This window comes from Enterococcus sp. AZ104, assembly GCF_050546705.1.
Classification (GTDB): domain Bacteria; phylum Bacillota; class Bacilli; order Lactobacillales; family Enterococcaceae; genus Enterococcus; species Enterococcus faecalis.
The window spans coordinates 2,092,185-2,109,401 of the sequence record NZ_CP172952.1; the positions used below are offsets into that span (position 1 = coordinate 2,092,185).

Consider the following 17,217-nt stretch of genomic DNA (forward strand, 5'->3'; position numbering starts at 1 on the left):
ATTGAGCGTACCTTTTCTGTTTTGAAAAAGAAAGTGAAAACGCCTAAATGAAAACGACTTTCATTATCATAGGATAGTTGCTGTAGCAACGTTTACTTTCTGAAAAGTAGTTATGTAAAAAAAACACAGACCATCGTTCATTCGCCGATGGTCTGTGTTTTTATTTCCAAAAATCATCAAAAATTGTAATGGGTAAATGCCGTTTGTGTTGTCCTTTTTTATACCAGTTTTCAATTGTTTGTTGATCTGTTTCCGAGACTTTTTTGCCTTCCAAATAGTCATCAATGGCATCATACGTGACACCTAAGGCAACTTCATCTGCAACTAACGGTTTGTCATCTTCTAGATCAGCTGTTGGTATTTTTAGATACAAGGCTTCTGGTGCCCCAAGTTCTTTCAGCAAAGCTTTTCCTTGGCGCTTATTTAAACGAAATAACGGTAAAATATCCGCTCCGCCATCGCCATATTTGGTGAAGAAAGCTGTGACATTTTCGGCTGCGTGGTCTGTGCCAATTACTGCGCCAGCATTTTCGCCAGCTACTGCATATTGTGTAATCATACGTTGACGTGCTTTCATGTTCCCTTTATTAAAATCGCTAATTTGAACACCAGCGTTTTCTAGCGAACCAACCATTGCATCCACTGCTGGTTTAATATCCACTCGTAAAGAAACATCTGGCTGGATAAAGGCTAGCGCAGCTTGTGCATCAGCTTCATCTGCTTGCTCACCGTATGGAAGGCGAATCGCAATAAATTGATACGACATATCTCCTGTTTCTTCGCGCATTTCAGTCATCGCTAATTGTGCTAAGCGACCAGCTAATGTTGAATCTTGTCCGCCACTAATTCCCAAGACAAAGGTTTTTAAAAAAGGATGTTTAGTTAAATAAGCTTTCAGAAAATCAATACTTTTACGAACTTCTTCTTTTGGATCAATTGTCGGTAAAACACCTAACTCTTGAATGATTTTTTCTTGAAGTGTTGTCATTTCTAGGCCTCCTTATTCACCGTTTCCGTTAAATGTTTAACGTCTTTACGCACTTTTTCCAATAAATTCATTTTGTGGTTCCAACAATCTGTTGAAAGGTCCACTGGATATTTCTGCGGATTCAAGTCCCGCTTGTATTCTTCCCAAAGTGAATCTAAATTTTCTTTTGCATATTGTTTAATTTCATCTAAAGTTGGTAATTCATACACACGTTTTCCTTCAACGAAAATATCTTGGAGTACTGGCCGTGCTTCAAAATCACGGACATACTTATTAATAAAGGTATGAACGGGATGGAACATATAAATTTCTTCTTCTTGGCGAGGATCTTCGTTCCAAAGTGTCACATAGTCCCCTTCTGACTTTTTATCAGATTTACGTGTAATGCGCCAGACTTGTTTTTTCCCTGGTGTTGTCACTTTTTCAGCATTGCTAGATAGTTTAATGGTATCTTTCATTTGACCATCTTCACCTTCAATTGAAACTAATTTAAACACCGCTCCTAAAGCCGGTTGATCATAGGCGGTAATCAGCTTGGTACCCACGCCCCATACATCAATTTTTGATTTTTGCATTTTTAGATTCAAAATCGTATTTTCATCTAAATCATTCGATGCATAAATTTTTGCTTCAGTAAAGCCAGCTTCGTCCAGTTGTTCACGAACTCGTTTAGAAATATAAGCCATATCGCCACTATCAATCCGCACACCTAGGAAATTAATTTTATCACCCATTTCTCGAGCTACTCGAATTGCGCTTGGCACTCCAGCTTTCAAAGTATCATACGTATCAACAAGGAAAACGCAATCCCGATGTGTTTTGGCATACGCCATGAATGCCTCATAATCATTTCCATACGACTGAACCAATGAATGGGCATGAGTCCCACTAACCGGAATACCAAAAATTTTACCAGCACGAACATTACTTGTCGCGTCCGCCCCACCAATATAGGCGGCTCTTGTGCCCCAAATGGCAGCATCTAATTCTTGTGCCCGGCGTGTTCCAAATTCCAATAAAGGATCATCGCCTATCACGGATTTAATTCGAGCCGCTTTTGTCGCAATTAATGTTTGGAAATTCACCATATTTAGCAAGGCAGTTTCTACCAATTGACATTGTGCCAAAGGACCTTCAATTTGAATTAACGGTTCGTTATTAAAAACCAAATCCCCTTCTAAAGCAGAGCGTACAGTACATTTAAATTCAAAATTTGCTAAATACGTCAAGAAATCTTCTGGATATTCTTCAACTTCTCGGAGATATGCAATATCAGATTCTGTGAACGTTAAATTTTCGAGATAATTGACTAAACGTTCTAAACCTGCAAAAATTGCGTAGCCATGATTAAAGGGCATCTCTCTAAAGTAACATTCAAAAACAGCATGTAAATCTGCTCTCCCTAATTCCCAGTATGTTTGCATCATATTGATTTGATACATATCTGTATGCAATGTCAAACTATCATCTGCATATGTATAGTCCATCGTTTTCTACCTCTATTCTTTGTATTAAAAACTTGTTTATATTATAACAAAAAAATTTTTTTTAGCCTAAAATCTGCTTAGACCTCTTTTTCTTTAAAAATGAAAAATTTACTGAAGAAATAATTTAAAATCACTACTACAACTTGTGTAATCATTTTCGCCCAAAACGATGAAAAATGAATGCCATCAATTAGGAGAATCATTAAACCCATATCAGCCACAAAAGATAAAATTCGGTACCAATAAAATAAGCCCATTTCTTTAAAAAAACCAGCTATGCTTTCATGCTTACTTGCGAATACCCAATATTTATTCGTGAAAAAGGCAAATAGAACAGATAAAAACCAACTAATTGCGTTACTTATCTTGTAATCCAGCCCTAACATGTTTTGACAAACAAAAAACACAACTAAGTTGACGACAGTCGTTGCACCACCAAAAAATAAATAAGCCAGTACTTCTCGGTATTTACGAAATAATTCTTTCAATTTTCACGCATCCTTTCAACTAATCATTTTATCAAACTTCGGCAAGAAAACCTATCTATTTTGTGTAAAGACACAATTCTCTTGCTAATTTTACTATTTATTAAGTATTTATGAAAAACATAATAAGAGTAGAGGATAAGTTCATCCATGAATGAACTTATCCTCTACTCTTACTCTAATAATATATTGACTCCATAGACCGATAAGTTAAATCAGCATTAGTCCTTTAGCTTAGGAAGTGCTATCGTTTGTCCTTCGGTTAATACAGAATACGTTAAGTCATTTGCCTGCTTGAGGGCGGTTAAGGAATAGCCCGTTTTTTTTGCAATTTTTGCGAGTGTCTCTCCTCTTTTTACTTCATAATACTCAGTAGACTCTGTTTTTGAGTCATTCGCTTTACCATTTGATTGCTCTGCTGTTTTCAAAGCATTAGTCACCGATTTACTGATTATTAGTGATTGAAGTAACGCTTGTTCTTTCGGTTCTAGAGAAGTCGCCGCTGTATGCTGAGGAATCGTGATCTTTTGGCCAATATAAAACATTTCTTGAATCTTTGAATTTTGCTTTAAAATGGCTGTTGCTGACACACCAAACGTCTGGCTAATGGTGGCGAGAGAATCTCCTTTGCTTACTTCGTAGACGACTGCTTCTTTTTTTAGCTGTTCTTTGACTGCTTCCTTATCAAACGAAGGTTTCTTTTCTTCTGCCAAATTAGTCACTACTGGTTTCTTCTTTTCTTGATCGTATTCAGTTAATTGATAGGTTTCAATCAACGCGTTTAATTTTTTATCGTAATATGTATCCGTTGCATAACGACCTGTTAAAAATTTTGTTGCCTGCTGATAATCCGTCGTGTTTGCTTTCAAAACGCCGTGATAAAACGTTGGATTACCCGCCAGCCCATTGATGATTAATTTACTATAGTCTGTTAATGACTCTTTATAGGAAGGATACTGACGAAAATCGGCATGAATGGTGGTCATCTTCCCTTTACCATCATCTTCTTGTGTGGGAAAGCTGACACTTTGACCATGGTAAGCTCCTTTAATGCCAAACAAATTATAATTTGGCGCCGCCGCTAACGCACTATTGCCCGAGCCACTCTCTAAAATAGCTTGAGCTATCATGACAGAAGCGTATAGATCATGTCGCTGACCAATAACTCGTGCTTCTTCACCGATTTTTCTAATAAACTCAGAAGTAGAAGCATTCTCTTGGACAACAAAATTTGCCTCGGCTTGTTGTTGAATTCCTGCTTGCTTTTCCTTTTCTTGACTATTGTCTACCTCTGAATGTACCAACGGCTCTTTGGTCTTTTCAGTTAATGTAGAATTTTGTGGTTCCTGATTATGAGGTGACTTCTCAGTGAGCGCTTTACGCTCTTCAGATACTGGTTGCTCATTTTGTAACGATTCGGTTGGTTTAGTACTAGCAATTGTCTTTTCTTGTGGCGGTAAACTATTTTCAGATTCTAATGGTTCCACATTATTTTCCTGATGGTCACTGTTGTCATTTTGTGTTGAACTTTCTTGTTGTTCAGACGAACTTATTATTGTTTCGTTCAGCGTTGAAGAAGTAAGGGTTCCTTGATCTTGATTGGCTTGGTCCGCTCTTTTTTCTTCCAGCGATAGCTGTCGACTTTCGTCCCTCGTTTCGGTCTCTTCTTGAGCGATTAATGGTTCCGAATTGTAGTAACTGGCTCCCGCATAAATCCCTAAAATTCCAATACATACCAACTTCAAATATCTTGCCTTTCTTTTTTTCATCGCATTTCTCCTTCATTTACCTCTTTATTTCTGCTAATAATTGCTCTATCTGTTGGTACGTTCCTGTTGATTCATTCTTGATTGTCAGCATTTGTTCACAATAAGCTTGGTACTCTCTTGCTACTTGCTTCATGCGTGTTAAAGTTGCTAAACGTTGTTCCATTTCTTCATGAACTGTTGCAACTTGTTGTTTGGCTTGACTAATTGTTTCTTTTGCTTGACGTTTGGCTTCTAATAACACTTCGCCAATTTCTTTTTGAGAAAGCGTAACGGCTGTGTCTAAATTCTCTTCACTGGTCTGTCTCTGTTGCATCTTTTCTTCAGACAATTGTTTCTGTAAAGAAGTGATAGTTGTTTCTTTATCACTTAATGTTTCTTTAACATGTTTAAGTTGAACATCTTTTTCGACTACTTGTTTTTGTAATGCTTCCACTTCATTGGTTTGCATTAATAATTGCTCCGTTAGCTTTTTAATGGATTGCTGATATAGTTGATTTTCTTCTTCTAGTTTTTCAACAAAAGAAAATGACTCTTCTGACAGTTCAGTCGGCACTTGTTGCTGGACCTGTTTTACTTTTGCGGATTGCTCTTTTGCATAAACGACCTCGTCATCAAAGATTGCTTCTTCTGTTACCGTTGGTTGTGCTTTCATCGATTGTTCATTTTCAAAATCCGGCATCTTCTCATACTCCTCATCTTCATTGTTTTTAGTCAAAAATTGCCACATCTTTTTCTCCTCCTTCGTACCTTTTACACCGTTAACATATAGCCTTTTGAACGAATTGTTTTGATATATTGTGGTTTGTTCACATCTTGTTCAATTTTTTTGCGCAAATGGAAAATCACATTAGCGACACGATATTTTCGTTCATTCGCAGTATCTTTCCAGACATTTTTGTAGAGTTCTTCATATGTAATTGTTTGTCCTGCGTGTTTGTATAAATACTCTATTGTGAAAAATTCCAATTTTGTTAAAAGAATTTCTTCTCCACTTCCCAAGCAAACACTCAAATTTGGCGCAATTAAATACAATCTCTCAGAAAGATTCTTAGTAACTGTTTGTTCCTTGTTTGCAATAGCTAATTTAGGATAAAAACGTCTTTTTACACGTTGCAATAAATTACTCATGCTTAACATGCATTCTTGACGATCATAAGAATGATCAAAAACGCCATCTGCACCTAATTGTAAATAAATAATTCGATTGACTTTACTAATTACTTCTGTCCGAGAAAATAACCAAATCGGTAAATCTGACTGCTTGCGAATCGTCATTAATAACTCACAACAAGTATTTACTTGCTGGTGGTCAGTAACTTCAATCACTAATCCATCAATATGGTGCAAATGAAGAAGTATATTTGTTCCTTGGATGATCTGACATTCTACTTGATTACTAACAAACCAATTTTGACAGTATTCTTTTGTTTCAATTGTCAAAGGAACGACACCAATTGTATATTTTTCCATTTTTCCACCTCAATCTTCCTAATATTCCCCTTCAAAATATAATAATTTTTATTTATATTCTATTAATAAATAAAAATTACCAACTACTAGTTTTCAAAAAATGATTGTTATTACTAAATTTTATCGAATAAAAACAAGGCTGTCTAGCTAAAACGAAGCCTTTAAATTATCATCTTTTTTGTTAATTGAGTAAATATTTGAGAAAACACCATAAGCAAAGATATTATTTAGATTATTTATTCTTTATGTAAAAAAAAGCTTACGATTTTTCAATCGTAAGCTTTTAGAATACTTTTTTATTTTTACATCATACCGCCCATGCCCATTGATGGATCCATCATAGGAGCTGGTGCAGCTGGTTCTGGTTTGTCTGCAACGACTGCTTCAGTTGTTAATAATAAAGCTGACACAGAAGCTGCATTTTGTAAGGCAGAACGAGTTACTTTTGTTGGGTCAACAATACCGGCTTCAACCATGTTTACCCATTCACCGTTAGCTGCATTGAATCCGATACCTAAGTCAACATTTTTTAGTTTGTCAACAATCACTGATCCTTCATAACCAGCATTTTCAGCGATTTGACGGATTGGTTCTTCTAATGCACGAACGACAATCTTGATCCCTGTTGCCACATCGCCTTCAGCTTCTAGCGCAGCGACTTTACCAATTACATTGACAAGTGCGGTACCACCACCAGAAACCATTCCTTCTTCTACAGCGGCACGTGTTGCGTTTAATGCATCTTCAATTCGTAATTTTAATTCTTTTAATTCTGTTTCAGTTGCAGCACCGACTTTAACGACAGCAACCCCGCCAGCTAATTTAGCTAAACGTTCTTGTAATTTTTCACGATCAAAATCAGACGTTGTTTCGCCGATTTGGTTTTTAATTAAATGAACGCGGGCATCAATGGCTTCTTTTGAACCAGCACCTTCGACAATTGTTGTGTTATCTTTGTCGACAACTACTTTGCTAGCATTTCCTAAGTTTTCAATAGTTGTGTCTTTTAACTCTAACCCTAAGTCGTCAGTGATTACTGTACCACCTGTTAAAATAGCAATATCTTCAAGCATCGCTTTGCGGCGGTCACCAAATCCTGGCGCTTTTACTGCGACAACATTAAATGTACCACGGATTTTGTTCAATACTAATGTTGGTAGAGCTTCCCCATCAACATCATCCGCAATAATCAATAGTGGACGGCTTTGTTGTAGAATTTGTTCTAATAAAGGTAAGATATCTTGAATATTTGAGATTTTTTTGTCGGTAATTAAGATATATGGATTTTCTAAAACAGCTTCCATTTTATCGTTGTCAGTAACCATGTATTGAGATAAATAACCGCGGTCGAATTGCATTCCTTCAACCACATCTAATTCTGTTTCAATCCCTTTTGATTCTTCAATGGTAATTACGCCGTCGTTACCAACTTTTTCCATTGCATCGGCAATTAATTGGCCGACTTTTTCAGAACCTGATGAAACAGCAGCGACTTGTGCAATCGCTTCTTTTGAATCAACTACAGATGAAATATTGTGTAATTCTTCTACTGCTGTTTTTGTTGCTAATTCAATCCCACGGCGAATACCTAATGGGTTAGCTCCAGCAGTTACGTTTTTTAAGCCTTCACGAACAATGGCTTGTGTCAAAACAGTCGCTGTTGTTGTTCCGTCACCAGCAATATCATTCGTTTTAGAAGCAACTTCTGAAACTAATTTTGCACCCATGTTTTCAAAATGATCTTCCAATTCAATTTCCTTAGCAATTGTTACTCCATCGTTAGTAATCAATGGTGAACCAAATGATTTTTCTAAAACAACATTACGACCTTTAGGGCCTAATGTCACTTTCACTGTATCTGCTAATACATCTACTCCGCGTAGCATTGCTGCACGTGCATCTTCTGCAAATTTAATCTCTTTTGCCATGATTTCTTCACCTCATAATTTTTTTCTTCTATTATATTATTCTGTAAAAGTTGTTTATTATTCAACAGTGGCAATAATGTCTTTGGCTGATACAATTAAGTATTCTACGCCTTCGTATTTCACTTCTGTTCCTGAATATTTTTCAAACATTACTGTGTCACCAATTTTTACTTCCATCGGAACTTTTGTGCCATTTTCAAGCACACGACCTTCACCTACTGCGATAACTTCACCTGTTTGTGGTTTTTCTTTTGCAACGGATGCAAGAACAATTCCTCCAACAGTTTTTTCTTCTTCTTTCGCGACTCTAATTACGACGCGATCGCCTAATGGTTTTAACACAATAAATCCCTCCAAATAAAAAGTTTTCGCTTATTTTAGCACTCGATACATAAGAGTGCTAACTCACACTATTTATAATACTCATTTCACTCTAAAAATGCAAGTCTTTTCTCTCTTTTTCTTGTCAATTATAAGATACGCATTTTTTATTGCGTATTCTTTTTTCATGGAATGTTTTTCCAATCCTTTAATTCATGGTAAAATAAATTGACTACGATTGGAGGCGAATAAAATGAAACAACGTTTACTTACAGCATTAATAGCAACCTTCGTTTATTTTGTGATAGCGAATTTAGGAAATCTTGTTTTCAGTGTCACAGAAGGAATTGTTTCGACACTTTGGGAATCTCTTTTCTTTTTCTTATTCGTTTTTCTTTTATTAGGATATCGCAATAATCGTAAAAAATAATTATAGAAAGGATTAACCATGACCTTAAGAAAATCAAGTTTATTTATTTTAGTCACATACATTATCGCTTTTTTCGGGCCGTTACTTTTTTCGGGTATTTCCCCCAATGCAGCGATTAATGTGACAACTGCTCTCTACATTATTGGCGCCCTTGTAATGATTGGCATCTTTTTAAAAACAACAGAACCTTCTCCTTTAGAGGAAACAGCAACCTTGAAATCACCTATTTTTATTTTTTTACTAGGTGTTAGTGGGATTTTCATTGCCATGCTGATTCAAGGGGTTACTTTTGCCATTGAAGTAGCCATCACAGGAGAACAAGCTACTTCTCAAAATACACAAGCTATTGTAGCGGTGATTTTGGCAAATCCTTTATTTATTTTGGCAACTACTATCGGTGGTCCGATTATGGAAGAATTCGTCTTTCGTTATGCATTTATCCATTTAATCCAGCCTTTTACAAATTTCTGGATTGCGGCTACTGTTAGTTCGGCGATTTTTTCACTCGCACATGCCGATGGTCACTTTTTTGTTTATTTCTTTATGGGATTTTTCTTTGCTCTTTTGTACAAGCAAACTGGAAAAATTTGGACCTCAATTATTGCCCATTGCGGCATGAATACGATTGTGATTATTGTTCAACTACTTTTGCATAATGGTGCAATTCAATAAGAAAAGGGCCTTCGTCTAAACGACTAGGCCCTTTTCTTTTGCTTATTCTTCTTCGTCAATCAATTCGTTGTCATGATGTAAGAAATAAATTAATGTTTGTAATTCGTTGGTTAAGTCAACATTTTGAATTAATACTTCAGGTGGCGCTACTAAACGCGCAGCCGTAAAGTTTAGAATTCCTTTAACCCCTGCTTCAGCAAGTTTGTTCACAACTTCTTGCGCTTTGCGAGCTGGAATAGTTAAAATAGCTACTTCGATTTGTTGAACACGGATTTGTTCCATCATATCTTCCATTGGATAAACCGGAATACCGTCAACAATGCGTCCCACAATATCTTCATTCACATCAAATGCGCAACTTACACGAATACTGTTGCTTTGATGGAATTTGTACTTTAATAAAGCACTTCCTAAATTACCAACCCCGATTAATGCGACATTGGTTAACTCATCTTCATTCAATGTTTTTGCAAAAAAGTTCATTAAGTTTTCAACATCATAGCCGTACCCACGTTTACCTAATTCACCAAAATATGAAAAGTCACGACGAATAGTCGCACTGTCTACTTGTACCGCTTCACTTAATTCAGTTGATGAGACTTTATTTTTTCCTGTATCATGTAACATTCTTAAGTAGCGATAATATAAAGGAAGGCGTCGCGCCGTTGCTTTTGGAATAACTTGATCTTTCACAATTGGACCTCCAATACTTTCACTTAAATCTTATCCATTAACATAATAGCAGTTTTTCACAATAAAAAGCAATTCTATGGCTCAAAAATAGCATTTTTCTTCAAAAGTTTGTGATAAAAGGTATAAACCTTCACAAAGCATTTTTTGATACGTGCTATTTTAGCAGATTTTATGCTACACTAAGGGCAATGAATTTAGAAATGAGGACTACTGATGATTTTATTACAAGCAAATCAAGTTGCCCGGCATTTTGGCTCGGAAACATTGTTTGAAAACATACATTTAGAAATTGCAACAAAAAGTCGGATTGCCTTAGTTGGTCGTAATGGTGCTGGAAAATCGACTTTTTTAAAAATCATTGCAGGCATTGATGCTCCCGATAGCGGAACCATTGCCAAAAATAAAACTGTTACGTTAGGTTATTTAGCTCAAAATACCGGCTTAGAATCAGATAAAACCGTTTGGGAAGAAATGACAAAAGCCTTTGCTGACATCCTAGAAATGGAACAGCGTATGCGAGAATTAGAAACTAAAATTAGTGAAATGGAGCCAACCACTTCCGTTTATGAAGGAATTTTAAAAGAGTACGATCAATTGCAACATACATTTTCTGAAAAAAATGGCTACGGCTATGAAAATGAAATTCGTTCAGTCCTTCACGGCTTTGGCTTTGATGAATCCTTTTACACGAAAGATATTCAAACCTTATCTGGTGGTCAAAAAACCCGGCTTGCATTAGCGAGAATGCTTTTACAAAAACCAGACATTTTAATTCTGGACGAGCCTACAAACCACTTAGATATCGAGACGCTTTCTTGGCTGGAATCTTATTTGCCAAGTTATCCCGGCGCCCTATTAATTGTTTCCCACGATCGTTATTTTTTAGATAAGGTAGTTAATGAAGTTTATGAACTGAGTCGCAAAAAAATGACTCACTACAAAGGAAACTATTCCAAATACTTAGAGTTAAAAGCAGAACAATTAGCCAGTGAATGGAAAGCATATGAAAAGCAACAAGAAGAAATCAATAAGTTAGAAGATTTCGTTGCCAAAAATCTGGTTCGTGCATCTACAACGAAACGTGCACAAAGTCGCCGAAAAGTATTAGAAAAAATGGACCGTTTAGACCGACCTCAAGGAGATGAAAAATCGGCGCATTTTCTTTTCGATAGTGAAAAAGTCTCGGGAAATGTTGTTTTACAAGTCGAAGATGCCGCCATTGGTTACGACCCAGAACATATTTTATCCGAACCTATTCACTTGGATATTCGTCGCAAAGAAGCCATTGCCTTAGTCGGACCGAACGGAATTGGTAAATCCACTCTCTTGAAATCAATTATTGACCGCATTCCTTTCATTAAAGGAAGTAAAACTTTTGGCACCAATGTTTCTGTAGGTTACTATGACCAAGAGCAAGCCAATTTACATGGCAATAAAACGGTCTTAGCGGAATTATGGGATGAACACCCAACCACACCTGAAAAAGAGATTCGAAGTATTTTAGGCGGCTTTCTCTTCAGTGGAGATGATGTTGAAAAAACGATTCCTTTATTAAGCGGTGGCGAAAAAGCCCGTGTGGCATTAGCAAAATTAGCGATGGATCGTGACAATTTCTTGATTCTCGATGAGCCAACCAATCACTTGGATATCGATAATAAAGAAGTTTTAGAAAATGCGCTGATTGATTATGAAGGAACCATCCTCTTCGTTTCCCATGACCGTTACTTTATCAATCGAATTGCAACAAAAGTTGTTGAGCTTTCTGAAAAAGGCAGCAAACTTTATTTAGGCGACTATGATTATTATTTAGAAAAGAAACAAGAGGAAGAAGAAATCGCTGCCCTCTTAGCTAATGAAGAAGCGGCGAAAAAACCCGAACCAGTTACAGCCAAAAATACCTTTTATCAAAACAAGGAGCAACAAAAATTACTCCGTACTTTGCAAAGAAAAATAACACAAGTCGAAGAAAATCTTGCTCAGTTAGATACGACAATTGCACAATTAGAAGCACAAATGAGTCAACCAGACATTCTAGAAAATCATGTTGAATTGCTGGCTTTAAACCAACAATTAGATGACGCTCGTCAGCAACAAGATGAACTACTTGAGCAATGGGAAAATTTCAGTTTAGAATTAGAAGAAATGGAAAATAACAATTAACGGAGGGATTCACTATGGCTTCCAAAAAAATCAGTTTAACGAAGCCCAAATATCAGCAAATCGCCGTTGATGTTGCGGAAAAAATTGCAGAAGGCAAATTACATGTTGGAGATAAAATCCATGCCCGTTCCACCCTAGCTAACCAATACCAAGTGTCGCCAGAAACAGCTCGCAAAGCCATTATCGTTTTAGTCGATTTAGAAATCGTTAAAGCCAAACACGGCAGCGGCTTCTATGTGGCATCAAAAGAAAAAGCGCAGGACTTTGTGACACAATATCAAGACGTTCAAACGATTGCTGAAATTAAAGAAGAATTGCTAGATAGCGTAGCGAAACAAAAAGAAGAACTTACTCATTTTTCTAGCATTCTAGATACTCTTGTTGAACAAACAAAGCGTTTTGATTCTTTCAATCCAATGAATCCTTATTCATTAGTTTTAACAGAAGAAGCTGCTTATCTTGAGGCGACGATTAGCGAAATGAATTTTTGGCAAAACACTTCGGCAACGATTATCGCCATCAAACACAAAGAAGAGCTTCTGGTCTCACCTGGTCCATATGCAAAGATTTCGTTGAACGACACACTTTATTTTGTTGGACATGACGAATCAACCTTACAACGAGTGCAGAATTTCTTTTATCCTTAAACAAAAAAGTGACTACTTATCTTGCGGTAAATAGTCACTTTTTTTATTTATTATTTCTATTTTTCATAAAAAACCACTATAAAACCTAGTTAAAATACTGTTTTTCTTCATTTTCAGAAAGATTTTCATCTAATTTGACAAAGTGACAACTTTATAGTAGTCTGATGTAGTCACTTTTTTTAATGAGGAGGAACAATGATTTGCCAAAAGTAAAAGTAAATCACCTTACCAAGATCTTTGGTAAGAAAACCAAACCGGCACTTGAAATGATTCGTGCCAACAAAAGCAAAACAGAAATTTTAGAAAAAACGGGTGCCACAGTCGGTGTTTATGATGTAAATTTCGAAGTTGAAGAAGGCGAAATTTTCGTTATTATGGGGTTATCAGGAAGTGGGAAATCAACATTAATTCGTTTATTAAATCGTTTGATTGAACCAACTTCAGGAAATATTTATATTGATGGACAAGATATTTCTTCTTTAGATAAAGAAGGATTACGTGAAGTACGTCGAAATAAAATGAGCATGGTTTTCCAAAACTTTGGTCTTTTCCCCCATCGAACTATCTTAGAAAATACGGAATATGGTTTAGAAATTCGTGGTGTTCCTAAAGAAGAACGCCAAGCAAAAGCTGAAAAAGCCTTAGAAAATTCTAGCTTAATTGCTTTTAAAGACCAATTACCAAGTCAATTATCTGGTGGGATGCAACAACGTGTCGGCCTTGCTCGTGCCTTGGCTAACGATCCAGAAATTTTATTAATGGACGAAGCGTTCTCTGCTCTTGATCCGTTAATTCGTCGTGAAATGCAAGACGAACTATTAGATTTACAAGAAAATGTCAAAAAAACCATTATCTTTATCACACATGATTTGAATGAAGCTTTACGAATCGGCGATCGGATTGCTTTGATGAAAGATGGTCAAATTATGCAAATTGGGACTGGAGAAGAAATTTTAACCAACCCAGCCAACGAATATGTGCGAACCTTCGTGGAAGATGTGGATCGTTCAAAAGTCTTAACTGCCCAAAATATTATGGTACCTGCTTTAACTACTAACATTGAAATTGATGGCCCAACTGTTGCTTTAAAACGGATGCGTCAAGAAGAAGTGAGTATGTTACTCGCCGTGGATAAAAAACGCCAACTAAAAGGCGTGGTACGCGCAGAAAAAGCTTTAGAAGCGCGTAAAAACGGGACTTCTCTTGTAGAATGTGTGGATCCAGAAATTCAAACAATCGACAAAGATATGTTAGTGAATGATATTTTCCCACTGATTTATGATGCACAAACGCCTCTTGCCGTGACTGATAACGGCAAACTATTAGGCGTGGTCATCCGTGGTAGCGTACTTGAAGCACTTGCAGAAACAGAGGTGAACGAACATGAATAAGTATCAATTACCTGTCGCGTCTTGGGTTGAAAGTTTTACTGATTGGTTAACTTCAACATTTGCTGGGTTATTCAGCTTTTTACAAACAATTGGTCAAAGTGTAATGGACAACATTACTGCCTTACTAACAGCCGTACCACCACTTGTGCTGATCGTGCTATTAACGATTGCTGCTTTCTTTATTTCTAATAAAAAAATTGGCTTAAGTTTATTCACGTTTATCGGCTTAATGTTTATCTATAATCAAAACTTATGGAACGATTTAATGAGTACCGTTACGTTAGTTTTACTTTCTAGTGTTATTTCCATTATCATTGGTGTGCCACTAGGGATTTTAATGGCGAAAAGCGAAAAAGCCAAGAGTATTATTACACCGATTTTGGACTTCATGCAAACAATGCCTGGTTTCGTTTACTTGATTCCAGCCGTTGCATTCTTCGGAATTGGTATGGTTCCTGGGGTCTTCGCCTCTGTTATCTTCGCTTTACCACCAACCGTTCGCTTTACGAACTTAGGAATTCGACAAGTGCCAAATGAACTTGTTGAAGCAGCTGATTCTTACGGTAGTACTGGCTGGCAAAAATTATTCAAATTAGAATTACCTTTAGCCAAAAACACGATTATGGCTGGTGTTAACCAAACAACCATGCTAGCCCTATCAATGGTAGTTATTGCTTCAATGATTGGTGCGCCTGGATTAGGACGTGGCGTCCTTTCCGCTTTACAACGTGCGCAAGTCGGGAACGGTTTCGTAAATGGTGTGGCTTTAGTTATTTTAGCGATTATCATTGACCGTTTTACTCAACATTTAAATAATAAAAAAGCAGCCCCTAAAGCAGCTGGTGCCACCTCTAAAAAGAAAAAATATGGGATTATTGCAGCGGTTGTTGTAATTGTTGCTGGCTTAGTTGGTGCTTCAATTTTTACAACAACAAATGATAAGCAAATTTCCCTTTCTTATGTGGAATGGGATACCGAAGTAGCCTCCACACATGTTGTTGCCGAAGTCTTAAAAGATATGGGGTATGATGTTAAAACGACTCCTTTAGATAACGCAATTATGTGGGAATCTGTAGCTAAAGGTGAAACAGATGCCATGGTTGGTGCGTGGCTGCCAGGAACTCACGCAGAGCAATATAAACAATATAAAGATAAATTAGACGACCTTGGTGAAAACCTTAAAGGCGCGAAGCTAGGAATTGTCGTCCCTTCTTATATGGATGTTGATTCTATCGAAGATTTATCTGATCAAGCTGGGAAAAAGATTACTGGAATTGAACCTGGGGCTGGTGTTGTTGCAGCAGCAGAGAAAACTAAAGAAGCTTATCCTAATTTGAAAGATTGGTCTGTTGAAACTTCTTCATCAGGTGCCATGACTGTCGCCTTAGGACAAGCAATTAAAAACAACGAAGACATCGTTATTACTGGCTGGTCTCCTCACTGGATGTTTGCAAAATATGATTTAAAATATTTAGCTGATCCAAAAGGCACTATGGGCGGCGAAGAAGCGATTCACACAATGGCTCGCCAAGGCCTAAAAGAAGATCAACCAGAAGCTTACAAAGTGTTAGATAATTTCCATTGGACAACTAAGGATATGGAATCTGTCATGTTAGAAATTAACGAAGGCAAAGACCCACAAGAAGCTGCACGCGATTGGGTTGATTCACATAAAGACCAAGTAGCAGAATGGAAAAAATAATTCTTAACAAATGACTTCCCCATCTATTAAAAGAGGACGTTGAACAAATTGTTCAACGCCCTCTTTTTTCGAAAAAAAAACCACTCAGTTGGGTAGACTGAGTGGAAAGGAGTTATTTTTACTTGAGGAGTAAAAATGAAAAGTGTTTATGTTGGGTGTTTTGTTGGTATGCTTATATATTAACGAGAACCTGTGAATAATTTGTGACGAAAACCTTGGAAATTTGCTACGAATTACTTAAAAAAGTTTAAATCTGTCTCACCCTAGTTAATCAATACAGCGATTATTTCTTTTTAGCATTTTGGATGGCTTTAAATAATGTTGAAAATTGTCCTTTGAAAGACATCACATCATCAAAGATATCAACACCATCGTTTAACATTTTGACGGTAACCCAGCCAAGCGCTTCCGTAATTGCTACCGCAACTGAAGCATTGACCATGCCACCAGTCACAGTTCCGACAACAGGAATCACTTTTAGAATATTCCCGACTGCACTCTTACCTAAACTAACCACTACTAATTCTTTGGTTAAACTTTTCCCTAAGCTTTCAGACCAAGACTGACCAAAAATTTTATGCAGCCGTGACATCATAGTTAATTGAACAGGTACCAGTAAAAAAGCATCCGAAAATGGAATTGGCGAAAACCCAATAATTGCTGCTGACAATGCAGCAAAATGAATCGTTTGATGACTTTTCTTTTTCACGTCAGGTGAAACACCAGCCAAAAATTCATCAAATACTTTGTCGAGTTGTGTTTGACTGTTCGTCACTAATTGTTCTGCTTTACCTTTAGAAGTTGCGAAAGCATTCATTATGGCCGTAGACGTTTTTTGTGGAAATTTTTTCAAGACATCTTGAAAAAAAGAACGAAATTCTGGGTCTTCGATTTCTTCATTCAATTGCTTAGTTTCTTGTTCTGCTAATTCTTGTTTTTCAATCTCTTCAAAAAGTTCTTGTTTCTTTTTGTTTTTATGTTTTTTTCTTCTCATCTCATTAACTCCTTTATCTATCAATATGTAGAAACAAAGTATAGCATAGCCCCTGATTGATTCTCTTTTAGATGATTTGA

16 protein-coding genes are annotated in these 17,217 nt (G+C 36.7%); 6 read left to right on the plus strand and 10 right to left on the minus strand.

Translation table 11 applies throughout. From position 1 onward, the window contains the following. Positions 1 to 160: 160 nt before the first annotated feature. From nadE to groES, 8 genes are all read right to left on the minus strand, one after another. Positions 161 to 988, minus strand: coding sequence for an ammonia-dependent NAD(+) synthetase (gene nadE, locus IGJ37_RS09950; RefSeq protein WP_002356540.1), 828 nt, complete (start codon positions 986 to 988; stop codon positions 161 to 163). A 2-nt stretch (positions 989 to 990) separates the two neighbouring features. Next, entirely contained in the window at positions 991 to 2,475 is a 1,485-nt protein-coding gene (locus tag IGJ37_RS09955) for a nicotinate phosphoribosyltransferase (RefSeq protein WP_002356538.1), read from the minus strand. Positions 2,476 to 2,552: 77 nt separating this feature from the next. After that, on the minus strand, positions 2,553 to 2,963 hold the full coding sequence (locus IGJ37_RS09960) for a GtrA family protein (RefSeq protein ID WP_002394102.1): 411 nt from the start codon (positions 2,961 to 2,963) through the stop codon (positions 2,553 to 2,555). A 218-nt stretch (positions 2,964 to 3,181) separates the two neighbouring features. Further along, on the minus strand, positions 3,182 to 4,729 hold the full coding sequence (locus tag IGJ37_RS09965) for a glucosaminidase domain-containing protein (RefSeq protein WP_325815092.1): 1,548 nt from the start codon (positions 4,727 to 4,729) through the stop codon (positions 3,182 to 3,184). A gap of 16 nt (positions 4,730 to 4,745) precedes the next feature. After that, on the minus strand, positions 4,746 to 5,456 hold the full coding sequence (locus IGJ37_RS09970) for a hypothetical protein (protein WP_010821050.1): 711 nt from the start codon (positions 5,454 to 5,456) through the stop codon (positions 4,746 to 4,748). Positions 5,457 to 5,479: 23 nt separating this feature from the next. Continuing rightward, entirely contained in the window at positions 5,480 to 6,199 is a 720-nt protein-coding gene (locus IGJ37_RS09975; protein WP_165483246.1) for a response regulator transcription factor, read from the minus strand. A gap of 302 nt (positions 6,200 to 6,501) precedes the next feature. After that, a complete protein-coding gene (gene groL, locus IGJ37_RS09980) occupies positions 6,502 to 8,127 on the minus strand; it encodes a chaperonin GroEL (protein WP_002362559.1) in 1,626 nt (541 codons plus the stop codon). Between the two features lie 57 nt (positions 8,128 to 8,184). Further along, entirely contained in the window at positions 8,185 to 8,469 is a 285-nt protein-coding gene (groES, locus tag IGJ37_RS09985; protein ID WP_002356531.1) for a co-chaperone GroES, read from the minus strand. A gap of 232 nt (positions 8,470 to 8,701) precedes the next feature. Between groES and IGJ37_RS09990 the strand changes: the two genes are divergently transcribed. Together IGJ37_RS09990 and IGJ37_RS09995 are read left to right on the plus strand one after the other, a co-directional pair. Beyond that, entirely contained in the window at positions 8,702 to 8,878 is a 177-nt protein-coding gene (locus tag IGJ37_RS09990; protein WP_002356530.1) for a hypothetical protein, read from the plus strand. A gap of 18 nt (positions 8,879 to 8,896) precedes the next feature. Then, positions 8,897 to 9,550, plus strand: a complete 654-nt coding sequence (locus IGJ37_RS09995) for a CPBP family intramembrane glutamic endopeptidase (protein ID WP_002356529.1) — start codon at positions 8,897 to 8,899, stop codon at positions 9,548 to 9,550. Between the two features lie 42 nt (positions 9,551 to 9,592). Here IGJ37_RS09995 and IGJ37_RS10000 read toward each other — a convergent pair whose 3' ends face one another. Beyond that, entirely contained in the window at positions 9,593 to 10,243 is a 651-nt protein-coding gene (locus IGJ37_RS10000; protein WP_002356528.1) for a redox-sensing transcriptional repressor Rex, read from the minus strand. Positions 10,244 to 10,456: 213 nt separating this feature from the next. Between IGJ37_RS10000 and IGJ37_RS10005 the strand changes: the two genes are divergently transcribed. The 4 genes from IGJ37_RS10005 to IGJ37_RS10020 all read left to right on the plus strand — a co-directional run bounded on the left by IGJ37_RS10005 (position 10,457) and on the right by IGJ37_RS10020 (position 16,143). Next, a complete protein-coding gene (locus IGJ37_RS10005; protein ID WP_192189996.1) occupies positions 10,457 to 12,403 on the plus strand; it encodes an ABC-F family ATP-binding cassette domain-containing protein in 1,947 nt (648 codons plus the stop codon). 14 nt (positions 12,404 to 12,417) lie between these two features. Further along, positions 12,418 to 13,050: a GntR family transcriptional regulator gene (locus tag IGJ37_RS10010; RefSeq protein ID WP_002356525.1), complete on the plus strand. Its 633-nt coding sequence runs from the start codon at positions 12,418 to 12,420 to the stop codon at positions 13,048 to 13,050. A gap of 200 nt (positions 13,051 to 13,250) precedes the next feature. Further along, positions 13,251 to 14,441: a quaternary amine ABC transporter ATP-binding protein gene (locus IGJ37_RS10015; RefSeq protein WP_002388977.1), complete on the plus strand. Its 1,191-nt coding sequence runs from the start codon at positions 13,251 to 13,253 to the stop codon at positions 14,439 to 14,441. Then, a complete protein-coding gene (locus IGJ37_RS10020; protein WP_002356521.1) occupies positions 14,434 to 16,143 on the plus strand; it encodes an ABC transporter permease/substrate binding protein in 1,710 nt (569 codons plus the stop codon). Before IGJ37_RS10015 ends, IGJ37_RS10020 begins: the two co-directional genes overlap by 8 nt. Before the next feature lie 283 nt (positions 16,144 to 16,426). Here the strand turns inward: IGJ37_RS10020 and IGJ37_RS10025 are convergent, their stop codons facing one another. Continuing rightward, positions 16,427 to 17,161, minus strand: coding sequence for a YcjF family protein (locus IGJ37_RS10025; RefSeq protein ID WP_002384134.1), 735 nt, complete (start codon positions 17,159 to 17,161; stop codon positions 16,427 to 16,429). Between the last annotated feature and the right edge of the window lie 56 nt (positions 17,162 to 17,217).

What these genes read in the sequence shown, in the direction of transcription:
- IGJ37_RS09995 (WP_002356529.1), top strand. Translation starts at nt 8,897, where the DNA reads ATGACCTTAAGAAAATCAAGTTTATTTATTTTAGTCACATACATTATC.
- IGJ37_RS09955 (WP_002356538.1), bottom strand. Translation starts at nt 2,475, where the DNA reads ATGGACTATACATATGCAGATGATAGTTTGACATTGCATACAGATATG.
- IGJ37_RS10010 (WP_002356525.1), top strand. Translation starts at nt 12,418, where the DNA reads ATGGCTTCCAAAAAAATCAGTTTAACGAAGCCCAAATATCAGCAAATC.
- IGJ37_RS09990 (WP_002356530.1), top strand. Translation starts at nt 8,702, where the DNA reads ATGAAACAACGTTTACTTACAGCATTAATAGCAACCTTCGTTTATTTT.
- IGJ37_RS10005 (WP_192189996.1), top strand. Translation starts at nt 10,457, where the DNA reads ATGATTTTATTACAAGCAAATCAAGTTGCCCGGCATTTTGGCTCGGAA.
- groL (WP_002362559.1), bottom strand. Translation starts at nt 8,127, where the DNA reads ATGGCAAAAGAGATTAAATTTGCAGAAGATGCACGTGCAGCAATGCTA.
- nadE (WP_002356540.1), bottom strand. Translation starts at nt 988, where the DNA reads ATGACAACACTTCAAGAAAAAATCATTCAAGAGTTAGGTGTTTTACCG.
- IGJ37_RS10020 (WP_002356521.1), top strand. Translation starts at nt 14,434, where the DNA reads ATGAATAAGTATCAATTACCTGTCGCGTCTTGGGTTGAAAGTTTTACT.
- IGJ37_RS09975 (WP_165483246.1), bottom strand. Translation starts at nt 6,199, where the DNA reads ATGGAAAAATATACAATTGGTGTCGTTCCTTTGACAATTGAAACAAAA.
- IGJ37_RS09970 (WP_010821050.1), bottom strand. Translation starts at nt 5,456, where the DNA reads ATGTGGCAATTTTTGACTAAAAACAATGAAGATGAGGAGTATGAGAAG.
- IGJ37_RS09965 (WP_325815092.1), bottom strand. Translation starts at nt 4,729, where the DNA reads ATGAAAAAAAGAAAGGCAAGATATTTGAAGTTGGTATGTATTGGAATT.